A 20,343-nucleotide genomic window follows, 5' to 3' on the forward strand; every position below is an offset into this window, starting at 1 on the left:
ATTCTCAGGTGCAAAATTTGCAGTACAACATGATTGATTTTCAACGCCTGCCTAAACTGTAATACAAATCGGTCAAATGGCGGAACGCCTCTCGACCTCGACCTGCCAGGGTTGGATGAAACGGACGACATGTTCTCCGCGGCGTGCGGAATCGAGGAAGGTGCATTGCCAATCCGACTTCGCAACATCAATGACGATGCGCTTCCCCGCTCCTGATTCGGTTTCTTTGACCGAACCCGTTTCGAGGGCGGCAACGTCATTGCCGCCACCATCGGTTTCTCCGGACGTGCCGAACTTCCTTTCGCGCAGCTTGTAGTCACGAAACGGCTGGCCAGCGGTGAAGAACCGGTTCAGCGCCCCGTCATCGTGGGAGTGCAGATCATCAGCGAATGAGGTGAGCCTGACGGCAAGGTCGCGCAACAGCATTTCTACGTTGTCCGCGTTCTCCTCAATCATCGCGCGGGTGCGTTCAGGGTCGGTCAGGGCCACTCGGGTCATGTCGCGCCAGGAACCGGCGGCGAGTGCAGTGGCAATGTTGCGATCCGGGCTTTGACTCAGTTCGTTGATGAATGCGGTCGAAACGACATGCGGCGCATGCGAGATCATCGCGGCTGCTCGGTCGTGGGTCTGGTCGTCAAGAACGATGATGCGGTCGCCGGCCACACCGGTAATCAGCGTGGCTACCTTGAGGAAACGCTGGTAATCGGTGGATTCGTCAACTGTCACTGCCCAAAGCGCATTGTCGTAGATGGCCGGATCGCTGGCCGCAAACCCAGAAAACTCGGTGCCGGCCATCGGATGCGCCCCGACATAGCAATCAGCCAGACCGGCTTCTTTGACCTGCTGATGCACCATGGCCTTGACGCTGCCGACATCACTCAGCGTGGTTGCTTTGCGGTCAAGCATCGGCGCCAACCGTCGCAACATCTCGGGCATGGCCTTCAGCGGATTGCACAGGAAAAGTATCTCCGGCTTGGCTGCGGCGAGTTCTTCTAACGAGCCCATGCAGGCAATCCCGTCCTGGCGTGCGGCTGCATATGGTTTTTCGTTGTGGTTGAAAGCGACGACCTCAACGCCTCGTTGGGTCAACAGCCTCGCCAGCGAACCGCCAATAAGCCCCAAACCGACAATCCCGACCGTTTTCACCACAGCAGTTCCCTTTCCTCTTTCGTCTCGACATCGCTTGCATGCAAGCGTTTGCGGCATATCCCGCCTTGCGGCAGCATCCAAGTGTCGACCGGCGGGTTCGGATGCTCGCCTCTCGGATAGACGGCCAGTGTCTTGACCCAATCGCCGTCCGAGACAATCTGATGAAGAAGATGGCTGAAATTGGACTGCCATGGTGCTGCATCCAGGGTGATGATGAAGCTGTAAGTGCCGGCGTGGCCCTTGATGGGCCGCGACATGAGGCTGGTCATGTTGAGGCCCTCGTCACGCACTGAATCAAGCAGTTTGGCGATGACACCGGGGCCGGTGCTCAACGGAATCACCGCGATAATCGTCTCGAAATCAGCGATATCGGCCTGCCGATACCCTTGCAAAACCGAGCGAGCATCATCTCTGGGAGCCACGACAAGAAAATCGGTATTGGCCCCGCCGAAGTCCTGAACATTGCGTTCCAGCGTTTTGAGACCATATAATTTACCGCACAAGGCCGGCCCCAACGCCACCTGTCCCGACTTGACGTCACGGCAGGCCGCAGCGTTCGAAGAAGCGGGAACCGGGGTCAAATCATGCTCCCTAGCAAATCTTGTACATTGCGCCAAACCATGTGGGTGCGCCGTTATCTCATGCAATGGCGTATGCTCGCCTTCATTCGCATCACACACTTTGCCATCGTCGGCACGCACGAAAGCATCGAACGCGATATCCACGCTCAGACGACTGAGACCGGCCAGATCCTTCGCGTCGATGACGACGTCAAGATTCGGAACGACATAGCCTTCAACGCTGTTTTCCCAGGCAATGACGCCCCAACCTTCTCCTGCCTCGACGTCACTGATGATGGAGGGAACATTTTCACGTGCGACCAGCGCAATATATTGGCCGTCTTCACCCAACATCTCCGCCGCACTCGCAGCCGCCTGATGCGTGAATGAACCTTGCGGGCCAAGGAAGAACAGCTTGTGCGGGACGGAGTGCTTCGTTTGCCCTGTTCTATTATCGTTTGTGTTCTCTTCGAAAGCGCTCATGCCTGTGCCACCTCTCGGGAAGCACTGTCAGCCTGTGCGGCATCACGACGGCCGACGGAAGCCTTTTTAGGAGCAGGAATAACGAACAGGCTTCGTGGAAGAAATACCATTACGAATTGGATGACAATCATGCCGAAGAACCAGAACCAGAACGCATTCTGGCTGAAGAACGGAATGCGTGAACTATAGAAACCCATCGGCAAAAGGATGTCGCCCGACGTGGCGGTAATCGACGCAACGGCGATGACGCCGGAAGAAGCGATCAGATGCAGTCCTAGGCCTACTACCCCGCTGCGTGCGCGGGCGCTCCAGGCCGAAATACCGATAATCAATAAGGCAAGTATCAAACCAATCGGCACATTATATTGCGCTCCCAGCCGGTGCACCAGCGTGCCGCACACCCCGGCCGCAATGCCCGTCACTATGCATATGAGCGCACGAATCCACGCATTGTATTGATACGACCACGGCAAATCCGCTTTTTGCGCGACGGTTTTGGCTGATACGGCAGGAGAAGTCATAGTGCCAGTATGCCCCATCGGGCGGTCAAAGGCAGCATCACATCTTCCCAATTGTGCCTTTTTACTTGTTTGCTTGACCCTAACCAAGTAAAAAGACACAGTCAATCGGTCTATCGACGATTTACCAGCATGCCGCACGTCGGGCATTATGACAATGCGCACCCACATCCGTTGTTTTGGATGGTGGGTGCGCATTGAGCTAAAAGAATGAGCCTTACTTGGCCTTGCTGGCGTTCTGGCGACGCTGACGAGCGTGCCACTTGTACCATTCGTCGCGGTCGAGGATGACCTTGCGCACGCGGATGGCCTCGGGGGTGACCTCGACGCACTCGTCCTCGTTGGCGAAATCAAGTGCCTCTTCGAGGCTCATCTTGATCGGCGGGGTGAGCGTCTCGAGCACATCGGCGGTGGCGGAGCGCATGTTGGTCATGTGCTTGGCAAGCGTGATGTTGACGTCGAGCTCGTCGGGCTTGTTGTTGATGCCGACGACCTGGCCTTCATAGACGTTGGACTGCGGCTCGACGAAGAAGTTGCCGCGGGCCTGCAAGCGCTGCATCGCATACGGAGTAGCGGTACCGGCGCGATCGGAAACCATCGAGCCATTCAGACGGGTCGAAATTTCGCCAGCCCACGGAGCATATCCGGCAGAAATGGAGCTGGAGATACCGGTGCCGCGAGTAGCGGTCAGCAACGCGGTGCGGAAGCCAATCAGGCCACGGGAAGGAACCGTGAACTGCAGGCGGACCCAGCCGGAACCGTGGTTCGACATGGAGTCCATGCGGCCCTTGCGGTCAGCCATGAGCTGGGTGACGGCGCCCATGTATTCTTCGGGCACGTCGATGGTGTCGGCTTCCATAGGCTCGTTGAGCTTGCCGTCAATGGTCTTGGTGACCACCTGTGGGCGGCCGACGGTCAGCTCGTAGCCTTCACGACGCATCTGCTCGGCGAGGATGGCGAGCGCAAGTTCGCCACGGCCCTGCACTTCCCAAGCATCAGGACGGTCGGTCGGCAGCACCTTGATAGAAACGTTGCCGATGAGCTCTTTGTCGAGCCTGTCCTTGATCATGCGAGCGGTGAGCTTGTGGTCCTTGCCTTCGCGGCCGGCCAGCGGGGAATCGTTGATGCCAAAGGTCATGGAGATGGCAGGGTCGTCGACATGGATAAGCGGCAGGGGCTTCGGATCGTTCTTGTCGACGATGGTCTCGCCGATCATGATGTCGTCCACACCCGCGACCGCGACGATGTCGCCAGGGCCGGCGCTCTCTGCGGGAGTACGCTCAAGGCCCTGCGTACGCAGAATCTCGGTGAGCTTGAAGTTCTCAATGGTGCCATCTACACGGGAAAGGCCGTACTGCTTGCCCTTTTCGAGCGTGCCGTTGTAGACGCGGACCAGGCCGAGACGTCCGAGGTAATCGGAGGCATCGATGTTGGTGACATGGGCCTGTAGCGGAGCGCCCTCTTCGTATTCCGGAGCCGGGATGTTGGAGATGATGGCGTCGAAAATCGGTTCGACATTGTCGTTGTCCGGCAGCTCGCCGTTCTTAGGCTGGTTGACCGAGGCGTATCCCGCCTTGGCGGCGCAATAGATGACCGGCAGATCGAGCAGAGAGTCGAGATCGAGGTCCACGCCTTCCTCACTCACGTCCTGAGCCAAGCCCAGCAGCAGATCGGTGGATTCACTGACGACCTCTTCGATACGGGCGTCGGGACGGTCGGTCTTGTTGACGCACAGAATCACCGGCAGCTTGGCTTCGAGTGCCTTGCGCAGCACGAAGCGGGTCTGTGGCAGCGGGCCTTCAGAGGCATCTACCAGCAGCACGACGCCGTCGACCATGGAGATGCCGCGCTCGACCTCGCCGCCGAAATCGGCGTGGCCGGGGGTGTCAATGACGTTGATGGTGATGCCATCGGGTTCACCGTACTTGGCGGCCAGCGGGCCGGTGTAACGTACAGCAGTGTTCTTGGCGAGGATGGTGATGCCCTTCTCACGCTCGAGATCGTTGGAATCCATCACACGGTCCGGCACTTCCTCGCGTTCGCTGAACACATGCGACTGCTGAAGCATCGCGTTGACCAGCGTGGTCTTGCCGTGATCGACGTGAGCCACGATCGCCACATTCCGAATATCACCACGTACCGCCATAAAAGCCTCTCCTAATTACCTTTTCTTGGGTGTCTATCAGATAGAACTACTCTAACCTTCTACTTACACACAAACCTTCACAATAGTATCCGCGTATCCCGACACGGATACGCTATTTGCAAAGCCTTGGAATCGTAAGTTCCGTCGGCCTCGGCTGAAGTCGCAAACGTCAATCGGCCAAGATGCTCAAACCGTGGTCAATGCAGAAAGCACATCGTCACCGGACTCGGAGCCGCCAAGCGCCATACCCGATCGGTCAGATTGGGGGTTGGGCTGCTTGTCCCAGGATTTCCATGCCTCATCGTCTTCTGCCACCACCCCGGGTATGTAGCGATAGACGGCTGCTGGCCTGTGCCGGCCTTCGGCAAGCTTCTCCCCAGTCTCTTCGAGTTGGCCGGAAGCAAGCATTTTGCGACGGAAATTACCCAAGTCGAACGTCCGTCCGGCGATGGCCTCGTAGACGTCGTGAAGGCGGCGCAAGGTGAAGCGCGGCCCGACCAGCTTGGAAGCCACGTCGGGATACGACATTTTGGAACGCAGACGATCCAAGGCATACTTGATGATGTCGGCGTGGTCGAAGGCGAGAGACGGCAAGGCGGATTCAGCGAACCATTGCACGTTGTCGCCGTCACGCAGGTCATCGACCTGAGCGCTGCCGATCAATGCCCAGTAAACGATGGAAACCATGGGAAGGGCGGAGCCGGAACGATGCGGATCACCGAAAGTGTAGAGCTGCTCGAGATAGCGCGGACGCAGATTCGTGGTCGATTCCAGCGCGACGTATGCCGACCATTCCAGCGACTTACCGGCCAGCAAATCACCGCCGGGAAGCGCCCACATCCCTTTGAACGGTTCACGAACACGACGTACCAACGGTATCCATAATTCGTCGCGTTCGGCTTTGCCGTCATCGCCGTCATGAGAATGCGCCAAGGCGAAAATAATGACGGAAACCCCGACCTCGGGCGGGCCTGCCTTGCGTTCCGTCACATTGCCCTGCCACATGTCGATACGCTCCTTCGCTATGTCCGATTTCTTCAGCCAACATTACCAAATCAAGATTACCAAGTGTGCCACATCGTTTTACTGCGAGTCATGGATTTCCCGAATCGAAGAAGCCGCATGCCGATATCGCAATTTCAGCTCGCAAAGCCGGACACGGTCTCGGTTTCGCCCTGAATGGCGGAAGCGGCAGCAACCGAGGCGTCGGTATCCGCTTTTTCGGCCTGGCTGACCACATCGCTGGCCTTCGGCATGAACGGTGCGAGTTCCGGGAGCTGATCAAGAGACTCAAGACCCATTTTCTCGAGGAAAAGGCCCGTGGTGACCAAAAGCGCCGCACGGGAATCAGGGTCGGCGCCCTCCTCCCGGATAAGACCTCGCACATTCAACGCACGCACCACCCCATCGGAATTGACACCACGAATGGCCGCGATCTGGGCGCGGGTGATCGGCTGCTTGTAGGCGACGATGGCAAGCGCCTCAAGCGCCGCCTGCGAAAGCCGGGCCATCTGCCCGTCGGTGACGAAAGCGGAGACCACCGGCTCGAAGACCGCACGGTTGCCATATTGCCAACCGCGCGCGGTGTGCCGCAACTCGAAGCCGCGAGGGGCAAGGTTCCGGGACTCGTCACCGTCATATTCACGCTGCATCGACTCAAGCGCCGCCGTGACTTCGCCTTCGTCGACCGCCAGCACACGGGCCATATCCCCCGCCTGCTGCGGCTGGTCGGCCACCATCAGAATCGCCTCAAGACAGGACTCCAAGCCGCCGGGAAAATCCTCGACGGAAAAGTCCACGTATTCGGGTCGAGTGGAGGGCTCATCTGGGCCTAATGCCGAAGCGTCATTACTTTCGCCGGACCTGTAAGTCTTCAAATCATTGCCCCGGTCAGAGTTTTCATGGCTTTTTTGCTCGGTGTCACCCGCCTCGTTCACGGTTTCGCTTTGGGCATCATCACCTGATTCATCATCGGCTTCAAAAATATTCAAATCTTCCATATCAATCCCCACAGCGGATTCAACGAATCCATTCCCGCCTGTCGATTCCACGCCGTTCTCGGCCATATCATTGGTCTCGCTCATGCGAAATCACCCTCGTTCACTTCCACGGCGTCGTCCCCGTTATCGGCACCTGGTATCCATCGTAAATGCAAATCCTCGAACGGACCGGCCTGCTTATATTGTAATACTCCTTGCTTGAAGAAGAGCAGAATGGCCAAAAACCTGGCGACGACCACCAACGTGCTCTTGGCATCGGCCGTCAGCTGGCCGAAGGTCATCGATTCCCCGTCGCCAAGTCCTCGCAACCGATCTCGAACCACCTGCGATTGCTGTTTCAGATCGACCTGCGAGACGTGCAGCTGATCGAGGCGCACCTCGTCGGCCGGTGCGTTCAAAAATACTTCGGCGGCGATTTTCGCCAAATCCTCCGGTGCAAGCGTCCAAGCCAATTCAGGAAGCATCGCGGAAATGGCAGGATCGGTGAAGGCAGGGTGCGGGAAACGGCCGGAATTGGCGGCAAAAAGCTCACGGAAATCGTTGGCGGCACTTTTGAATGCACGATATTGCACAAGACGCGCGAAAAGCAGATCCCGCTCGCGCAGGGCTTCCATACTTTGCTCGTCGCGTTCGCCGTTCTCGTCACCGGGCAGAATCGCGGCGCTTTTGGCCTCCACCAAAACGGAGGCGACATCAAGAAAAGCGCTGACCTGCTCCATGTCGCGGGCCATGTCAAGTCCGCGCACGTATTCGATGAATTCTTCGGTGATGGCGGAAAGCGAGACCTCCGTAAGCTCGAGCTTGCGGTTGGCGATCATCGTCAGCAGCGCGTCGAACGGTCCAGAATAAATGGAGAGATTGACCGAAAAGCCTTTTCCTCCGGACTTTTGTGGCTCCTTGATCTCGGTACCGCCTAAGACATCTGCACCATTCGGAATCCCAGCATTATCTGAAAGATTCGGTTTCAAAGTCGCGTCATCAACGGGAATCTCAAACTCATCCTCGCTCATGACACCTCACTTGCACGACTGACTTGAAAGTATTCAGAAACCACGAAATCTTTATTATCGACGAAACCGAAATCTCTCAATCCACGATGCCACGGGCGATGAGCTCACGTGCGGTTTCGCGATATTCCTTGGCCGTCTTGTGATTTGGCGCGTAGATGGTGATCGGAGCCGCGGCGACGTTGGAATCCGGCAGTTTGATGGAACGGGAAATCACCGAATGGAAGACCTTGTCCTGGAAGGCCTCGTAGATGCGTTGCAGCACTTCCTCGCAATGCAGCGTCGAGGTGTACATCGTCACCAGAACGCCGTAGACCTCAAGCTGAGGATTGATACGCGAGCGCACTTTCTCGATGGATTGCATCAGCAGCGCCACGCCACGCAAGGCGAAGAACTCGGCGGCGACGGGGATGATCACACCATCGGCTGCGGCGAGCGCATTGACGGTCAACAGGCCCAGTGAAGGCTGGCAGTCGATGATAATGACATCGTATTCGTCACGCACACCTTCCAAAACGCTGGCAAGAATGCGCTCGCGACCGACCTCGGTGACGAGCTGCACTTCGGCAGCGGAAAGGTCGATATTGGCCGGAATGATGTCAAGGTTCTCGAAATCGGTGTGCTGCACCACGTCATGCACGTCAAGCGACGAATCAAACAACGCGTTGTAAATGGTAGCATCCACGGTGTTTGCATTGATGCCGAGGCCCACGCTGGCGGCCCCCTGCGGATCGAAGTCGACAATAAGCACACGCCTGCCGTATTGGCTCAGCGCCCCGCCGATGTTGATGGAACTGGTCGTCTTGCCGACCCCGCCCTTCTGGTTGCACATCGCGATGATGCGCGCCGGACCGTGATGGTCAAGCGATTTCGGCGCAGGAAAAGTCTCATAATTACGTCCAAGAAGATCGGTAGGCATGTCATTCATGCTAGCAACAGGCCTGTTCACGCTTTCATCTAGCGGTTTCACAGAAATCGTTCCCGGAATCGCAAGCTTGCCCTGCACCACGCGTTTCGGCTGCTCCTCACCGAGCCACCGCTCCTTACTGAATCCGCCGTCACGGTATTGGCTCTTGGGCTTTTGCGAGCTAACGCCGTTCGGTCTTTTGACACGGTTTTTGCCAGTGTTCTTACTTGTATTCCTGCCATTGGTTCCGCGTGACTTCGCACTTTTCCTTGCCATCACACTCTCCCGCCTCTTCGCTACGCAATACTGATAGTCATCATAATCCGTTCACATGCCAACAACCCGACTCCTCTCTGCCTTCTGCAGTCTCGTCCAACATGCGCGGAAAATCAGCAAAATCGCCCCCTAATTGTGAGTTTCATCGCAGCTTCAACGAACATACGCTCAAAATCAGGATTCTGATGCTAAAATCCTGATTTTCATCGCATCACCGCGCACGTGGATGGGCGATCAGATAGGTTTCGATGAGGGTTTCGGGGCTGACGTGGGTGTAGATCTGCGTGGTGGTCACCGAGGCGTGCCCAAGAAGCTCCTGAACAGTGCGCACGTCGGCGCCGCCCTGAATCAGGTGAGTGGCGAAGGAATGGCGAAGGGTGTGCGGATGCAGCGGCTTGTCGATATGCGCGCGCTCTCCCGCCGCTTTGACGACTTCCCATACCGATTGCCTCGAAATCCGCCGGCCGCGTTTGTTGAGGAAGATCGCGCGCCGCTCCCTGCCTCCTTTGGCCTTGGCCTCGAGTTGCGGCCGTCCCAGCGAAACGTAGCGTTGCAGCGCTTTGATCGCATACTCTCCCAACGGCACCAACCGTTGTTTCGAGCCTTTACCGGTAAGCACGACTACCCGCTCGTTGGTGTCGACGTCGTTCAGATCGGCGTCAACGGCTTCGGAAACGCGGCAGCCGGTAGCATACATGAACTCCAACAACGCCTTGTCGCGCAACACCACCGGGTCGTCGCTGCCGCCCATGGAAGCGGCGTCGAGCAACCGCGTGACCTCGTCGACGCTCAGCACGTCCGGCAGATGCCCGTTTGCTTTCGGCGCCTTGACCCGCGCGGAAACGTCGTCGGTCACCACTCCCTGTGTCAACGCGAACTTGTGGAACTCATGGACACTGGCGAGCCGCCGCGCCTTGCTGCGCCCGCTTTCCCCCGCCTTGTCGAGCGCAGCGACATACGCCTCGACGTCATGGGTGGTAACACTCGCTAAATCCTTGATATTCCGGCCTTCCAGCCACCCAAGATACTTGCGGATATCGGCCGCGTACGCCTTCACCGTGGATTTCGCCAGCCCGCGCTCCACGTCGATATGCGCCAGAAACTGGCCAAGCAGTGCGTCCGTTCCGTTCATGGTTCCATTTTCACTTCATTAGGCGACTTTTGCGATTGCCGCTTTCAGCAAGAAAACCCGCACAGCCCACACACCGTTTGCGACGGCGTATGAGCTGCACAGGTTTTTCTCGGATGAGAAAGCTAGAACATCAGACTTCCTTACTCAGGGACTTCTCGCCACGGCGAGTGATGAAGAAGAGCGCTCCAGCGCCGCCAAGCAGGACGATGACAACGAGGCCGACCACAATCGCACCAGCGCCGCCGGTCATAGGCAGCTGCGAGAAGGAGTTAATCTCCTGCACAAGGATGTAATGATTAGGATCAGTTGTCGGGTTCCAGTTATTCTCAGCAACCAGGTCCCATCCATCATGGGAGTTGGAGTACGCAGGTGTCTCAGCGGTTGGAGTAGGAACGGAAGTGGTAGCCGTATCGGTCGAAACCGTGACGGTGAAGGTCGATTTGCCCAGAGCCGAATACGGTACCGGCACCGTGTTCTGCACAACAGTGTAGGTTCCTTCTGCAAGGCCTGTGAACCGCATCCTGCCGATAGCCAGGTCATAGGTTCCACCACCACTGCCAAGAGCAGGAGTCAACGTATCGAATACGGTAACGTTATCGGCAGTAGCCGTTTGGTCCGCAGCCTTCTGATACGTTCCATCACCCAACTTCTTGAACTTGATCACCGTGGCACCCTGCTTGATCTGGAATTCACCACCGGTCAAATACGTCGCATGGTTGTTCTTGTCGACATCGGCAAGACTGAAGCCGTACATATATGTCTTGACGGTGCCGGTCGGGTCACCGCTGTTGTCGATAGTAGTAGTCGTACCGTCTCCAGGAGTTCCGCCGTCGCCAGTTGGCGGATTGCCCGGATCGTTGGAATGGGTCAACGACACACCGTTCTGCAACTGGGTACCTTCACGTGCGCTGTCATCGATCTTCATCGTATAGGTGATCTTGATATAGTCATTGTAATATGAAGGGGTGCCTTGCGTGAAATTGATGATACTACCGGAGAAGTTAAACTCCACCGGGGCTCCGGAAGAGGCACCGCCAGACACCGTATAATCAGAACCGGTCAATGTATGCTCAATCCCGGTATCCGTAAAATTGGCATCAGTGGAAAACTTGATGCTGGTTACTCCCTGATAGGTCAAACCTGCAGAAGGATCATCCTGGACCACGTAGGTATAGTGACTGAACCCTGTGGTCAATGGGACCTTGGCAACGATCATATAAGTCAATGTGTCACCGACGGCAGCATTACCAGTGGTCGGGTCAATCATCTTCTTCTTTACGATCAGCGGGTCGTTCTTCACACTGACCTCACCGAGCTTGACCAACGGACTTGTGGAGAAGGCATCGTAGACATTCGGAGTGCTTGCGGTGTCAACCACTGCCGTGCTTGCCAGCATAGGAATTGATACCGGAATGGCGGTGGAACTCACCGTGCCGTGGTTGGCGGTGGTGTCGACGATGATGTAGATACCCTGTTTGACATTGAATTCAACTGTGGTGTCATCATCATCAAGCACTGTAGTCGAAGCCTGCACTTCGTGACCATGTGTGGCATCGGCAAGACGGTTCTTGAAATTCGTATTCTTTGTCAACGTAGTGACGAACTTACGAAGGCTGCCACTCCAAGCCGCCGAGCTCGAATTCGAGGTGGTATCTGCCGTCTCTCCGGAAGGAGGTGTGATAGACGAGGGGAAGCCAAGCCACGTAACCGCAACCGCGCCAACAGGGTTGTTGCTATAACCGGAAGGCAAAGAGCCGCTGGTGCTGGTGGTTGTATAGGCGTCCTTCATGGCCTGCATGATCTGCTCGTTAGCCGGCACACCGCCGGCATCGACCTGGCTGGAATCCACACCAACCGAGGACAATTTCCCGCCACCGACGGTCGGGGTCTGCGCATTGCCATAGGCACCGATGCGCATTGCGGTGAAGTAATGTCCACGCAGCCGGGAACCTTTGCTCTTGATCTTCAACGTCGTATTGGCGTTCTGATCAATGGGAATGTTGGTATCCGCCAACGCGGTGCCCGCAGGCACCATCGCCAACGCCAAGAGGGCCGCAGCGGCGACAACACCGCCAACGCCGCGTCTCAATCCTTTACTGATATTCATGATGGTTCACTTTCTCTGTGAAATTTCGTTTTTCAAATATTGATATTGATTATGTCCGGCAATCAACTGTTTATTCAGCCGCTATACCTCCTCGACCTGCAGCGGCCGGACGCCCCGGGCGGCGGGAGCGACATCAGCGTCAACGCTGACGCCGCCCGGCAACTCACCAATTTAGGGATCATCGGCCGCCGCCTTTCCAAACCTCATTTTTCTATCGATCACCGCGTAGACACCGGCTCCAATCGCCAGCAACGCCGCGATAATTCCGGCGATGATCAACACCAGCTTGCTGTGATCGCCGGTCAACGGCAACGAGTAGACCGGCGCGGACAATTCAAGCTCATGAACAATCCAATCGGACTCGTTGGTTTGCGGATCGATGCCGTACACTCTGACCTGACCAGATGTCATGCCCGACGGTACAGAGAACGACCAGGTGCCACCCGCCTGAACGGTCGCCGTATCCTCAGAATTGTCAGGCCAATGGATATGAATCGTCGCCCCGTTGGCTGGAACCGTATGGGCTGCATCGAGATATGCGGTACCGCTGATCGTGTTCAAGGGTTGTAAAGCATCGAAGGCAACAAAAGGCGCTGTCATATCGACAATCTGTTCCTTGTCTGCGGAGAAGCCAGAATCCACGCCTCCCGTAGTGTTGACCAGCTTTGCGACGAACACATAGTCCTCGCCCTGGGCCAACTCGCTGGTGAAGAACGACGGAACCACCTCACACGACCAATTCTGCGATCCAGCATTGGTAAGGACCTGCGTGCAGCCGCTGATAATATCGCCTTCACTCATCGGCGGGTCGGACGCATGCCTGACATAGACCTTCAACGTCTCGCCGGGCGAGTTCGGGCTCGCCGTACCGTGGATGACAACTCTATCGGTCCCCAGTAGCACGCCACCATTCGGATTGGTCGTATGCGGCACGTCAATTGTTGTCACCGGCGGCGCGGTACTCGGTACCGCGAACTGAACCGTACGGATGTTGGAGAACTCCGAAGTGATATCTTCCGAATCCCTCGTCGCGGTCTGCGTGGCATGATAGCGCTGAGAACCCGTGACCTTGGTGTTGCCCGTATCGACGATCGACCAGTTGCCGCTTCCGTCCACGGTCGTCGTTCCTACCAGACGGCCCGCCTTATCAGGATCATTGGGATTGTTCGGATCGATAAGATTGCCGTCTTTCTCGGCATAGAGGTTGATGGTGGCCCCCGGCTCGCCGGTGCCATTGATTGTCGGATGCAGGCCGGCATACGCATTTTCGGCAGGCGCGGTGATGACCGGCGGGCGGACCGGCAGACCGTACTTGTTGAAGACCGTATCGATCACCCAAGCCTTGTTGACCAACGTGGCGATTTCGGTCTGGGTCATAGAAGTCGAGATTCCGGGATCTTCATTATTCTGCAACTGGCTAAGCACCGGGTTGAAGATATCGCGTGGACTGAATTTCTGAGTCCACGGAGAAGAAGAGATAGTGGATGCCGTGCATCTGGTGTCACCAGGATTGGTAACAGGCCACGTAACCAGCTTGAAATAGCCGTCAAGACCCTGATCAGCCCTGGCCCTCGCAAAATCGATAGATCCGTCCGCGTTCTGCGCGATGCTCAATCCGCCCCCGGAACCTTGCATTGAACGCAAATGCAAGGAGGAGTTATTGTTGTTAAACGCGAATCCGGTATTATCATTTGCGGCCTCTTGAATCCGTTCGCCGTTGATCGCCGACTGGGAGACCAACTGGGCATGCGGTGTCAAATCGGTTACCGGCACCCATTGGCCGTCTTTCAAGCCAATCCATTGGAAATAATAGGAAGACGTGTTGGAACATGGCGATGAGGCCGATGCACGATTGAACCATTTGACGAAGAACGATGTGGGTGGCGCGACGCCGGGATTGTAATTGGTGCTGTTGGCCGTCAAACCAAAATCGGTGACCAACCCCCAATTGGCCTGTCCGTTGCTCCACAAAGCCGGTTTATTGTTCCAACCGACCATGGCACGCGGTCCGTTGCATCCCTGTCCATCGGAATTATCGCCGCATAACGTATCCTGATAAATATAGGCCGGATAATCTGCGAGAACATTGGTCATATAGTCGGTGTCGACACCCAGTTGCTCTGTGGCCAACACGGGATAAAGTCCGCCATAATTAGGTGGGATGGAATTCAAAGCCACCGTCGGCACCTCAACCCATAGAAACTGGTTGAGCTCCGAGCCTCCTACGTCATATGCACTGGTCGTTAGCCCCGTCACATCAAGGGCGCAGGTCACCGAGATGGTGAGATAATCATAATTCCCTGCCGTCAGCACGCTGTGGATGGTGAAGCAATCGTCCTGATTGGCCGCCCAGTTCATGGCGCCGGTTTTACCTGACATCGTGTTCTTGTAATCAAGTGTGTTGATGGCACCACTTAGCAGCAGGTTCATGTTGTAGGCATATCGGATGATCATGCCGCAACTTTGACCGATGTGATACGTTCCGTCGGAACATTGCCAAGCCATATTCGACCAATTCGTCGCCTTGACATTGACTTGGCCATGACGCACACGAACAACAAAATCGGCACGCATCTGTTCACGTGTAGGCGTGAGGGGCAAAATATAATAGTTGTTGAGCACGATATGCTGGTTGTCGGCCAGCATCTTGGTCAGCTTCGGCTTGCTGGTCTGCGGAACATCCTGCGTCGATACCTCAGCGGCATTCGCGATGCTTTTCGAGGAAACGGAACCGAAAGAGCAGACCACGCCCTGCGCCACGACAAGCAAAACAGCGAGCAGGAATGCACACAGGGAAGTCGCCAGCCTGCTGTTTTTATCACCATTACGTAACATAGTTGCCACCTTCGGCACTACTAAAACATCCGTTGATTAATATATCTAATCAATAACTATTGTATAACAAATTGGTACAACGGAGAATCACAAAGGAAATAAAGCGACTTTTTATCTTTGATTTACTTGGTTTTTTAACCAATTCAGGCGCATATATAAGGTTTTGATAGAATGTCTCAAATCTCGCTATTGCATCACATCAAACATTGCATCACATCAAAAGAAAATCACTTGCAATGACGTACAGGCCATTTACGCCGGTGGCGAATTACATTGATAATTATCCCCAAAGAAAGAATCGCCAAGGCCGAGCAACCCCCTGCAAGCACTCCGTCGCCAGATGCGTCGTCAGGGTATGGGATGTCCTTGGGAATCGGACGCCGCTCGGCAGTGATCACCAACCTGTGCGAATTGACGCCATACGGTGTACAGGTCATCAACGTGAGGATGTCTTTGCCGGGAACGACTTTGTAATAGCGCGTGTCATCGGGTAACACGACGTATATGGACGTAATCTGATAACCGAAGGTGTGGTCGAGCGTGTTGATATAGATGACATCACCTTTTTTGAGCTCGTCAAGTCGAGTGAACAACAGCTCATAAGGCCGCCCAGTATGGCCGGTAATCACGGCGTTCGTCGACTTCCCGCCAACCGGCAAGCTGGTGCCGTAAAGATGGCCGGCACCTTTGTCGAGTACCTTATCCGAAGTGCCATGGTAGATCGGCAGCTTCAAGGAGATTTTGGGAATCCGTACCATGCCCATCACGCCTCCTCCGCTGTTGAGCAGTCCCTGATAGACCGTGTCGCGTTCGGAACGAGTGACGACTTTGTTCTTGTCTTTCTTACCCGCCGAACCGGAAGCAAAGGGGTCGGTATACTCGCCGAATGACTGGCTGCCGGCGGCGATGCCGGCATTGTATTGTCTGGCCTTGTTAAGTTCTTGGGCAACGCGGCCCTGCGGCCATTTTTTGACCCGGTTCATGGCGGCGACGGCTTGCCGCTCCTGCTCGCGGGAGTTGATGTACTGGTTCGTGGGCAGCCACAATGCCAACGCCACCGCCGCAACCACGCACAGCGCCATCAATGTCTTGAGAGCGTTGATGACCTTGCGTTTACGGCGAATAACATGATAGCGAACTTTGCCATGCCTGAGCACATCCTCGAAGGAAATGTCGCGATCAGCAATGGCGTCATTCGAGATGTCGGTATTTGCAATGCCGCCGTCTGGATTGGACACGTAACCAGCACCTCTGCCGCTGCCATCAGTTGGATTCAATTCGCCCATGATCTCCACACCCTCCTCTGAGGGGTCATACAATGCCCAGTACTTGCCCTAATCAAACAAATGCGGCAACCCAAGCCACAGACAATCGACATCGATCTGATTTCATCATGTCATATATCTTTGCATGAGATTATCACTGCTTTGGGATGAATACACAAACAAACAAACAAGCCCCACATCTAAAAATGCAGGGCTTGAAAGATATCGCTTGAGAAATACTCAGGCAGCCACCGGAGCGTTGACGTCCTTGGGCAGCGCGGCCTTGGCCTTGTCGACGATGGTCTTGAAGGTGTCCGGATCGGAAACGGCGAGCTCGGCAAGCGCGCGGCGGTCGAGTTCGATGCCCGCGAGCTTCAGACCCTGCATAAAGCGGTTGTAGGTGATGCCCTGAGCACGGACGGCGGCGTTGATACGCTGGATCCACAGCTTGCGGAAGTCACCCTTACGCGCCTTGCGGTCGCGGAAGTTGTAGTTAAATGAATGGAGCAGCTGCTCTTTCGCACGACGATACGAACGGGAGCGCTGGCCACGGTAGCCCGAAGCCCTCTTGAGAACGACGCGACGCTTCTTATGAGCGTTCACTGCGCGCTTGACACGTGCCATATTGTTTCCTCTAGCTTTCTATAAACTTACTTAAACCCTATAAACCAAGCCGATTTCAGCGGCCGAGCAGCTTTCGCATGTTCTTGCTCTGCGACGTGGCCAGCACCTGGTCGCGGGAGAGGTTGCGGCGCTTGCGCGCGGACTTGTGCTCAAGGTTGTGGCGCATCGAGGTGCCAGCCTGCATGAGCTTGCCCGTACCGGTGACGCGGACGCGCTTTTTCGCGGCGGAATTGGTTTTCATCTTCGGCATTGCTGCCCTCCTATTTATCTTCAAGGTTATCGAATTCAGTCTTCGATGCCCTGTGTCTGCCGACGTTTGAATCAGCCGACACAAAAATTTGTTGTTACTTCTTCGCCCTTGGCGCCGGCTTAGCTGGTTTTGCGGGCTTGGCTGCTGCTGCAGGCTTCGGCTTCGCGCTCTTGGAAGCGGGCGCTGCCGGCTTGTCCGACTTCGCAGGCTTGGCAGCAGCGGACTTAGCAGGTACTTCGGCCTTAGTTGCCTTGGGCGTTGCTTTGACGGAAGGCTTTGTAGAAATCTTCGGTTCGGCTGTTTTCGTAGGCTTTGCAGGAACAGACGATTCGGCTGACTTGATTTCATTGACCGCAGCCTTCGCCTGACCGGCTTCCTGAGCCTTTTCCTTCTCCTTGGCCGCGAGCCTCGCCTTCTGGCGGGCCTGACGGTCGGCACGGGTGTCGGCGCCGCGACGACGCTGCTCGGACTTAGCATGAATCTTCTTGCCCTTGGGAGCCAACGTCATGAAGATGTTGCGTCCCTCATGCTTCGGGTAAAACTCGATGGTGCCGTATTCCGAAACCTCATCGGCCAGACGCTGCAGAAGCTCCACACCGCCGATCGGACGAGACTGCTCACGTCCACGCAGCATGATGGTGACCTTGACCTTGTCGCCGCCCTGAAGGAAGCGGATGACATGGCTCTTCTTGACCTCGAAGTCATGCTCGTCGATCTTCAAACGGAAACGAATTTCCTTGATCTCGGCCGCACTCTGGTTGCGACGCGCTTCGCGCTGCTTGATCTTCTCGTTGTACTTGTACTTGCCATAGTCGATGAGCTTGGCCACCGGAGGATCCGCATTCGGCGCCACCTCAACCAAATCGAGATTCGCTTCCTTGGCCAGATTCAATGCGACTGAGGTCGCGATGACCCCGACCTGCTCGCTGTTCGGGCCGATCAGGCGTACCTTGGAAACGCGTATCTCGTCGTTAATGCGTGGTTCTGCGCTGATGATGAACTCCAATCCTTGCTGCTCTTGGACGCGCTGACAACGGAAACCTTTACCGAAACACTTTCGGCATTAATCGCGGCAAAGATTCAAAACGCAGGCGTCAGAATAACCGACGCAGCAGAAAGCCACGGCGAATGCCAAGCTTTCGATTCCCTACCTAAACGTAGGAAATGTTTTGAACCCGAAGCTACGAAAAGCTTCCAGGTGGGGCGCACCCACTTTCTTGATTTCTCAAGCCTGTCTTAGTATACCCTGCCTGCAGACAATCCAGAACATTCCCGAACCGGTACATCGACATCAATGACTTATCATAGATGTGATTTCAATCACATTTTAAAAGGAGAAGGCATGAGAGCTGTACGTTATTACGGCAAAGAACATATTCAGATTGACGATATTGCGGAACCGGAGCTGAAACCGGGAACCATCAAGATCAAACCGGCTTACACCGGCATCTGCGGATCGGATCTGCATCTTTACTTTGATGGTCCTGAAAGCGGCGGCATCACCCCTGGCGTCGCACACCCGCTTTCCGGCGAGAAACTCCCCACAGGTTTCGGCCATGAATTCTCAGGCGTTGTCGAGGAAATCGCAGATGACGTCGACACCACCGTCAAGGTCGGCGACCACGTCGTCGTCGAACCGCTTATGGTTTGCGGCAAATGCTACGCCTGCAAGTCCGGCAATTACAACGCCTGCGAAAAGATGGGTTTCATCGGAGTCAACGGCGGTGGCGGCGGTCTGAGCGAGCATATCGTGGTCGAGTCCCGCTGGGTACACCCCATCGGAGATCTGCCGCTTGACCAAGCTGCACTTATCGAGCCCATGTCGGTGGCCTATCATGCGGTGCGCCGCACCAACCCCCAGCCTGGACAGACCGCCGTAGTCGGCGGCGCCGGCCCCATCGGTCTACTGATTGGCACCGTGCTCAAAGCCAAGGGCGTCCGCGTTATCGTCTCCGAGCTTTCTGGGGCTCGTAAGGAAAAAGCATTGAGCTCCAAGTCTGCGGACATCGTCATCGACCCCAGCAAGGAAGATCTCGGCAAACGGGTGCACGAAGAGACCAACGGCGCCGGCGCGGATATCGCGTTCGATGCGGCCGGCTCCGAAATTGTGGTTCACCAGCTGCTTTCCGCCCTGCGTCCTGAGGGAAGGCTGGAAATCGTGGCGTTGCATGCCAAGCCCGTCACGTTCAACGTGCTTCCTGAGCTCATCATGCCGGAAAAGCTCGTCGGCGCTTCCATTGGCTACGCCCATGACCATGAGCCCGTTATCAAACTGGTACGCGACAAGCACATCGATCTCTCGCAGTTCATCACTGACCGAATCAAGGTCGATGACATCGTGGAGAAAGGTTTCAAAGCCCTGCGCAACGATGCCGAACACCATGTCAAGATCATCGTCCAGATGTAATCGCCTTTAGTCAACAGTAATGAGAAGTGGCAGGCAGCCAAGTTGGGGTTGCCTGCCACTTTCCGTTTTCACGACGCCGTATCGAAATTGGCGAACTCGAGCTCCGGGTTAGCACCGTTATCCTCTGTCTGGGTCTTGCCGGTGGGATGGAAACCCATATGGCGATAAAATCCTTGCGCCTTTTCGTTGGATTCAAACACCCACAGCACCACACGCTTGGTAGGCAAGGTATCGAACACCGCCTGCGCCAACCTGCGCCCAATGCCAAGACCTTGGCAACGGTTCAGGACATAAATCGCGGCCAGTTCCGCAGTATCGGGATAATCGCTGGGCTCGCGGGCGGGATTGGCAAGCTCGGCGTAACCCACCACTTCGCCGTCCATCAGCGCCACGAACACGTTCGCCGGATCATGGCGCCTAGTGACTCCGAGGGCGAATTCCGGAGTGATCTTGTCGACCAGCCATTGTGGCAACTTACCCTGATAGGTCTCGTGCCAAGTACGCGAATGCACTTCGGCCTTAGCCTTGAAATCAGCCTGCGTGATGTGACGAACGACGATGCAATGGCTGCCCACAAATCCCCCTTGATGATGAACTCGAATATGCACCATATTATGGTCGTGGTTCCTTACAAATCCAAAGCTTCCCCAAAATCACGATTGTCGTGCGGCGCACCC

At 55.9% G+C, this 20,343-nt stretch carries 16 protein-coding genes and 1 pseudogene; 1 reads left to right on the top strand and 16 read right to left on the bottom strand.

The annotated features are described in order from the left end of the window. Positions 1–72 precede the first annotated feature (72 nt). The 15 genes and pseudogenes from PT279_RS06055 to infC all read right to left on the bottom strand — a co-directional run. Positions 73–1,149, bottom strand: a complete 1,077-nt coding sequence (locus PT279_RS06055) for a prephenate dehydrogenase/arogenate dehydrogenase family protein (protein WP_277166498.1) — start codon at positions 1,147–1,149, stop codon at positions 73–75. Continuing rightward, on the bottom strand, positions 1,143–2,192 hold the full coding sequence (locus PT279_RS06060; protein WP_277166499.1) for a prephenate dehydratase domain-containing protein: 1,050 nt from the start codon (positions 2,190–2,192) through the stop codon (positions 1,143–1,145). The genes PT279_RS06055 and PT279_RS06060 overlap by 7 nt, the downstream gene beginning before the upstream one ends. Continuing rightward, positions 2,189–2,713: an alcohol dehydrogenase gene (locus PT279_RS06065; RefSeq protein WP_277166500.1), complete on the bottom strand. Its 525-nt coding sequence runs from the start codon at positions 2,711–2,713 to the stop codon at positions 2,189–2,191. The genes PT279_RS06060 and PT279_RS06065 overlap by 4 nt, the downstream gene beginning before the upstream one ends. A gap of 214 nt (positions 2,714–2,927) precedes the next feature. Next, on the bottom strand, positions 2,928–4,856 hold the full coding sequence (gene typA / locus PT279_RS06070; RefSeq protein ID WP_277166501.1) for a translational GTPase TypA: 1,929 nt from the start codon (positions 4,854–4,856) through the stop codon (positions 2,928–2,930). A gap of 186 nt (positions 4,857–5,042) precedes the next feature. Beyond that, a complete protein-coding gene (locus PT279_RS06075; RefSeq protein ID WP_277166502.1) occupies positions 5,043–5,861 on the bottom strand; it encodes an NUDIX hydrolase in 819 nt (272 codons plus the stop codon). 134 nt (positions 5,862–5,995) lie between these two features. Continuing rightward, positions 5,996–6,655: an SMC-Scp complex subunit ScpB gene (gene scpB, locus PT279_RS06080; RefSeq protein WP_277166614.1), complete on the bottom strand. Its 660-nt coding sequence runs from the start codon at positions 6,653–6,655 to the stop codon at positions 5,996–5,998. A gap of 281 nt (positions 6,656–6,936) precedes the next feature. Then, the gene (locus PT279_RS06085) at positions 6,937–7,866 is read right to left on the bottom strand and encodes a segregation/condensation protein A (RefSeq protein ID WP_277166503.1); all 930 of its coding nucleotides are present in this window, start codon (positions 7,864–7,866) and stop codon (positions 6,937–6,939) included. 76 nt (positions 7,867–7,942) lie between these two features. Beyond that, complete coding sequence (locus PT279_RS06090; RefSeq protein ID WP_277166615.1) at positions 7,943–8,782, bottom strand: AAA family ATPase; 840 nt, start codon at positions 8,780–8,782, stop codon at positions 7,943–7,945. Positions 8,783–9,257: 475 nt separating this feature from the next. Beyond that, on the bottom strand, positions 9,258–10,178 hold the full coding sequence (gene xerD / locus PT279_RS06095) for a site-specific tyrosine recombinase XerD (protein ID WP_277166504.1): 921 nt from the start codon (positions 10,176–10,178) through the stop codon (positions 9,258–9,260). Positions 10,179–10,308: 130 nt separating this feature from the next. Continuing rightward, positions 10,309–12,285 carry an isopeptide-forming domain-containing fimbrial protein gene (locus PT279_RS06100; RefSeq protein ID WP_277166505.1) on the bottom strand — a complete coding sequence of 659 codons (1,977 nt, stop codon included), beginning with the start codon at positions 12,283–12,285 and terminating at the stop codon, positions 10,309–10,311. A 171-nt stretch (positions 12,286–12,456) separates the two neighbouring features. Beyond that, a complete protein-coding gene (locus tag PT279_RS06105; RefSeq protein ID WP_277166506.1) occupies positions 12,457–15,120 on the bottom strand; it encodes an LPXTG cell wall anchor domain-containing protein in 2,664 nt (887 codons plus the stop codon). 227 nt (positions 15,121–15,347) lie between these two features. Next, on the bottom strand, positions 15,348–16,406 hold the full coding sequence (locus PT279_RS06110) for a class C sortase (protein WP_277166507.1): 1,059 nt from the start codon (positions 16,404–16,406) through the stop codon (positions 15,348–15,350). 219 nt (positions 16,407–16,625) lie between these two features. Further along, positions 16,626–17,009 (bottom strand): 50S ribosomal protein L20, encoded by a 384-nt coding sequence (rplT, locus tag PT279_RS06115; protein ID WP_277141910.1) that lies wholly within the window; start codon positions 17,007–17,009, stop codon positions 16,626–16,628. Positions 17,010–17,064: 55 nt separating this feature from the next. Further along, positions 17,065–17,259 (bottom strand): 50S ribosomal protein L35, encoded by a 195-nt coding sequence (rpmI, locus tag PT279_RS06120; RefSeq protein WP_277151572.1) that lies wholly within the window; start codon positions 17,257–17,259, stop codon positions 17,065–17,067. A 343-nt stretch (positions 17,260–17,602) separates the two neighbouring features. Beyond that, a pseudogene (infC, locus tag PT279_RS06125) lies at positions 17,603–18,265 on the bottom strand (translation initiation factor IF-3); the annotation flags it as partial. Between the two features lie 336 nt (positions 18,266–18,601). On the opposite strand from infC, the gene PT279_RS06130 reads away from it, so the two are divergent. Further along, positions 18,602–19,666, top strand: coding sequence for a 2,3-butanediol dehydrogenase (locus PT279_RS06130; protein WP_277166508.1), 1,065 nt, complete (start codon positions 18,602–18,604; stop codon positions 19,664–19,666). A 68-nt stretch (positions 19,667–19,734) separates the two neighbouring features. Here the strand turns inward: PT279_RS06130 and PT279_RS06135 are convergent, their stop codons facing one another. Beyond that, positions 19,735–20,241: a GNAT family N-acetyltransferase gene (locus tag PT279_RS06135; protein ID WP_277166509.1), complete on the bottom strand. Its 507-nt coding sequence runs from the start codon at positions 20,239–20,241 to the stop codon at positions 19,735–19,737. Between the last annotated feature and the right edge of the window lie 102 nt (positions 20,242–20,343).

Origin of the sequence: Bifidobacterium sp. ESL0784 (assembly GCF_029433295.1) — a bacterium.
GTDB lineage: Bacteria > Actinomycetota > Actinomycetes > Actinomycetales > Bifidobacteriaceae > Bifidobacterium.

What these genes read in the sequence shown, in the direction of transcription:
- PT279_RS06130 (WP_277166508.1), top strand. Translation starts at nt 18,602, where the DNA reads ATGAGAGCTGTACGTTATTACGGCAAAGAACATATTCAGATTGACGAT.
- PT279_RS06060 (WP_277166499.1), bottom strand. Translation starts at nt 2,192, where the DNA reads ATGAGCGCTTTCGAAGAGAACACAAACGATAATAGAACAGGGCAAACG.
- PT279_RS06105 (WP_277166506.1), bottom strand. Translation starts at nt 15,120, where the DNA reads ATGTTACGTAATGGTGATAAAAACAGCAGGCTGGCGACTTCCCTGTGT.
- PT279_RS06110 (WP_277166507.1), bottom strand. Translation starts at nt 16,406, where the DNA reads ATGGGCGAATTGAATCCAACTGATGGCAGCGGCAGAGGTGCTGGTTAC.
- PT279_RS06100 (WP_277166505.1), bottom strand. Translation starts at nt 12,285, where the DNA reads ATGAATATCAGTAAAGGATTGAGACGCGGCGTTGGCGGTGTTGTCGCC.
- xerD (WP_277166504.1), bottom strand. Translation starts at nt 10,178, where the DNA reads ATGAACGGAACGGACGCACTGCTTGGCCAGTTTCTGGCGCATATCGAC.
- rpmI (WP_277151572.1), bottom strand. Translation starts at nt 17,259, where the DNA reads ATGCCGAAGATGAAAACCAATTCCGCCGCGAAAAAGCGCGTCCGCGTC.
- PT279_RS06090 (WP_277166615.1), bottom strand. Translation starts at nt 8,782, where the DNA reads ATGCCTACCGATCTTCTTGGACGTAATTATGAGACTTTTCCTGCGCCG.
- typA (WP_277166501.1), bottom strand. Translation starts at nt 4,856, where the DNA reads ATGGCGGTACGTGGTGATATTCGGAATGTGGCGATCGTGGCTCACGTC.
- PT279_RS06075 (WP_277166502.1), bottom strand. Translation starts at nt 5,861, where the DNA reads ATGTGGCAGGGCAATGTGACGGAACGCAAGGCAGGCCCGCCCGAGGTC.
- PT279_RS06085 (WP_277166503.1), bottom strand. Translation starts at nt 7,866, where the DNA reads ATGAGCGAGGATGAGTTTGAGATTCCCGTTGATGACGCGACTTTGAAA.
- rplT (WP_277141910.1), bottom strand. Translation starts at nt 17,009, where the DNA reads ATGGCACGTGTCAAGCGCGCAGTGAACGCTCATAAGAAGCGTCGCGTC.
- PT279_RS06065 (WP_277166500.1), bottom strand. Translation starts at nt 2,713, where the DNA reads ATGACTTCTCCTGCCGTATCAGCCAAAACCGTCGCGCAAAAAGCGGAT.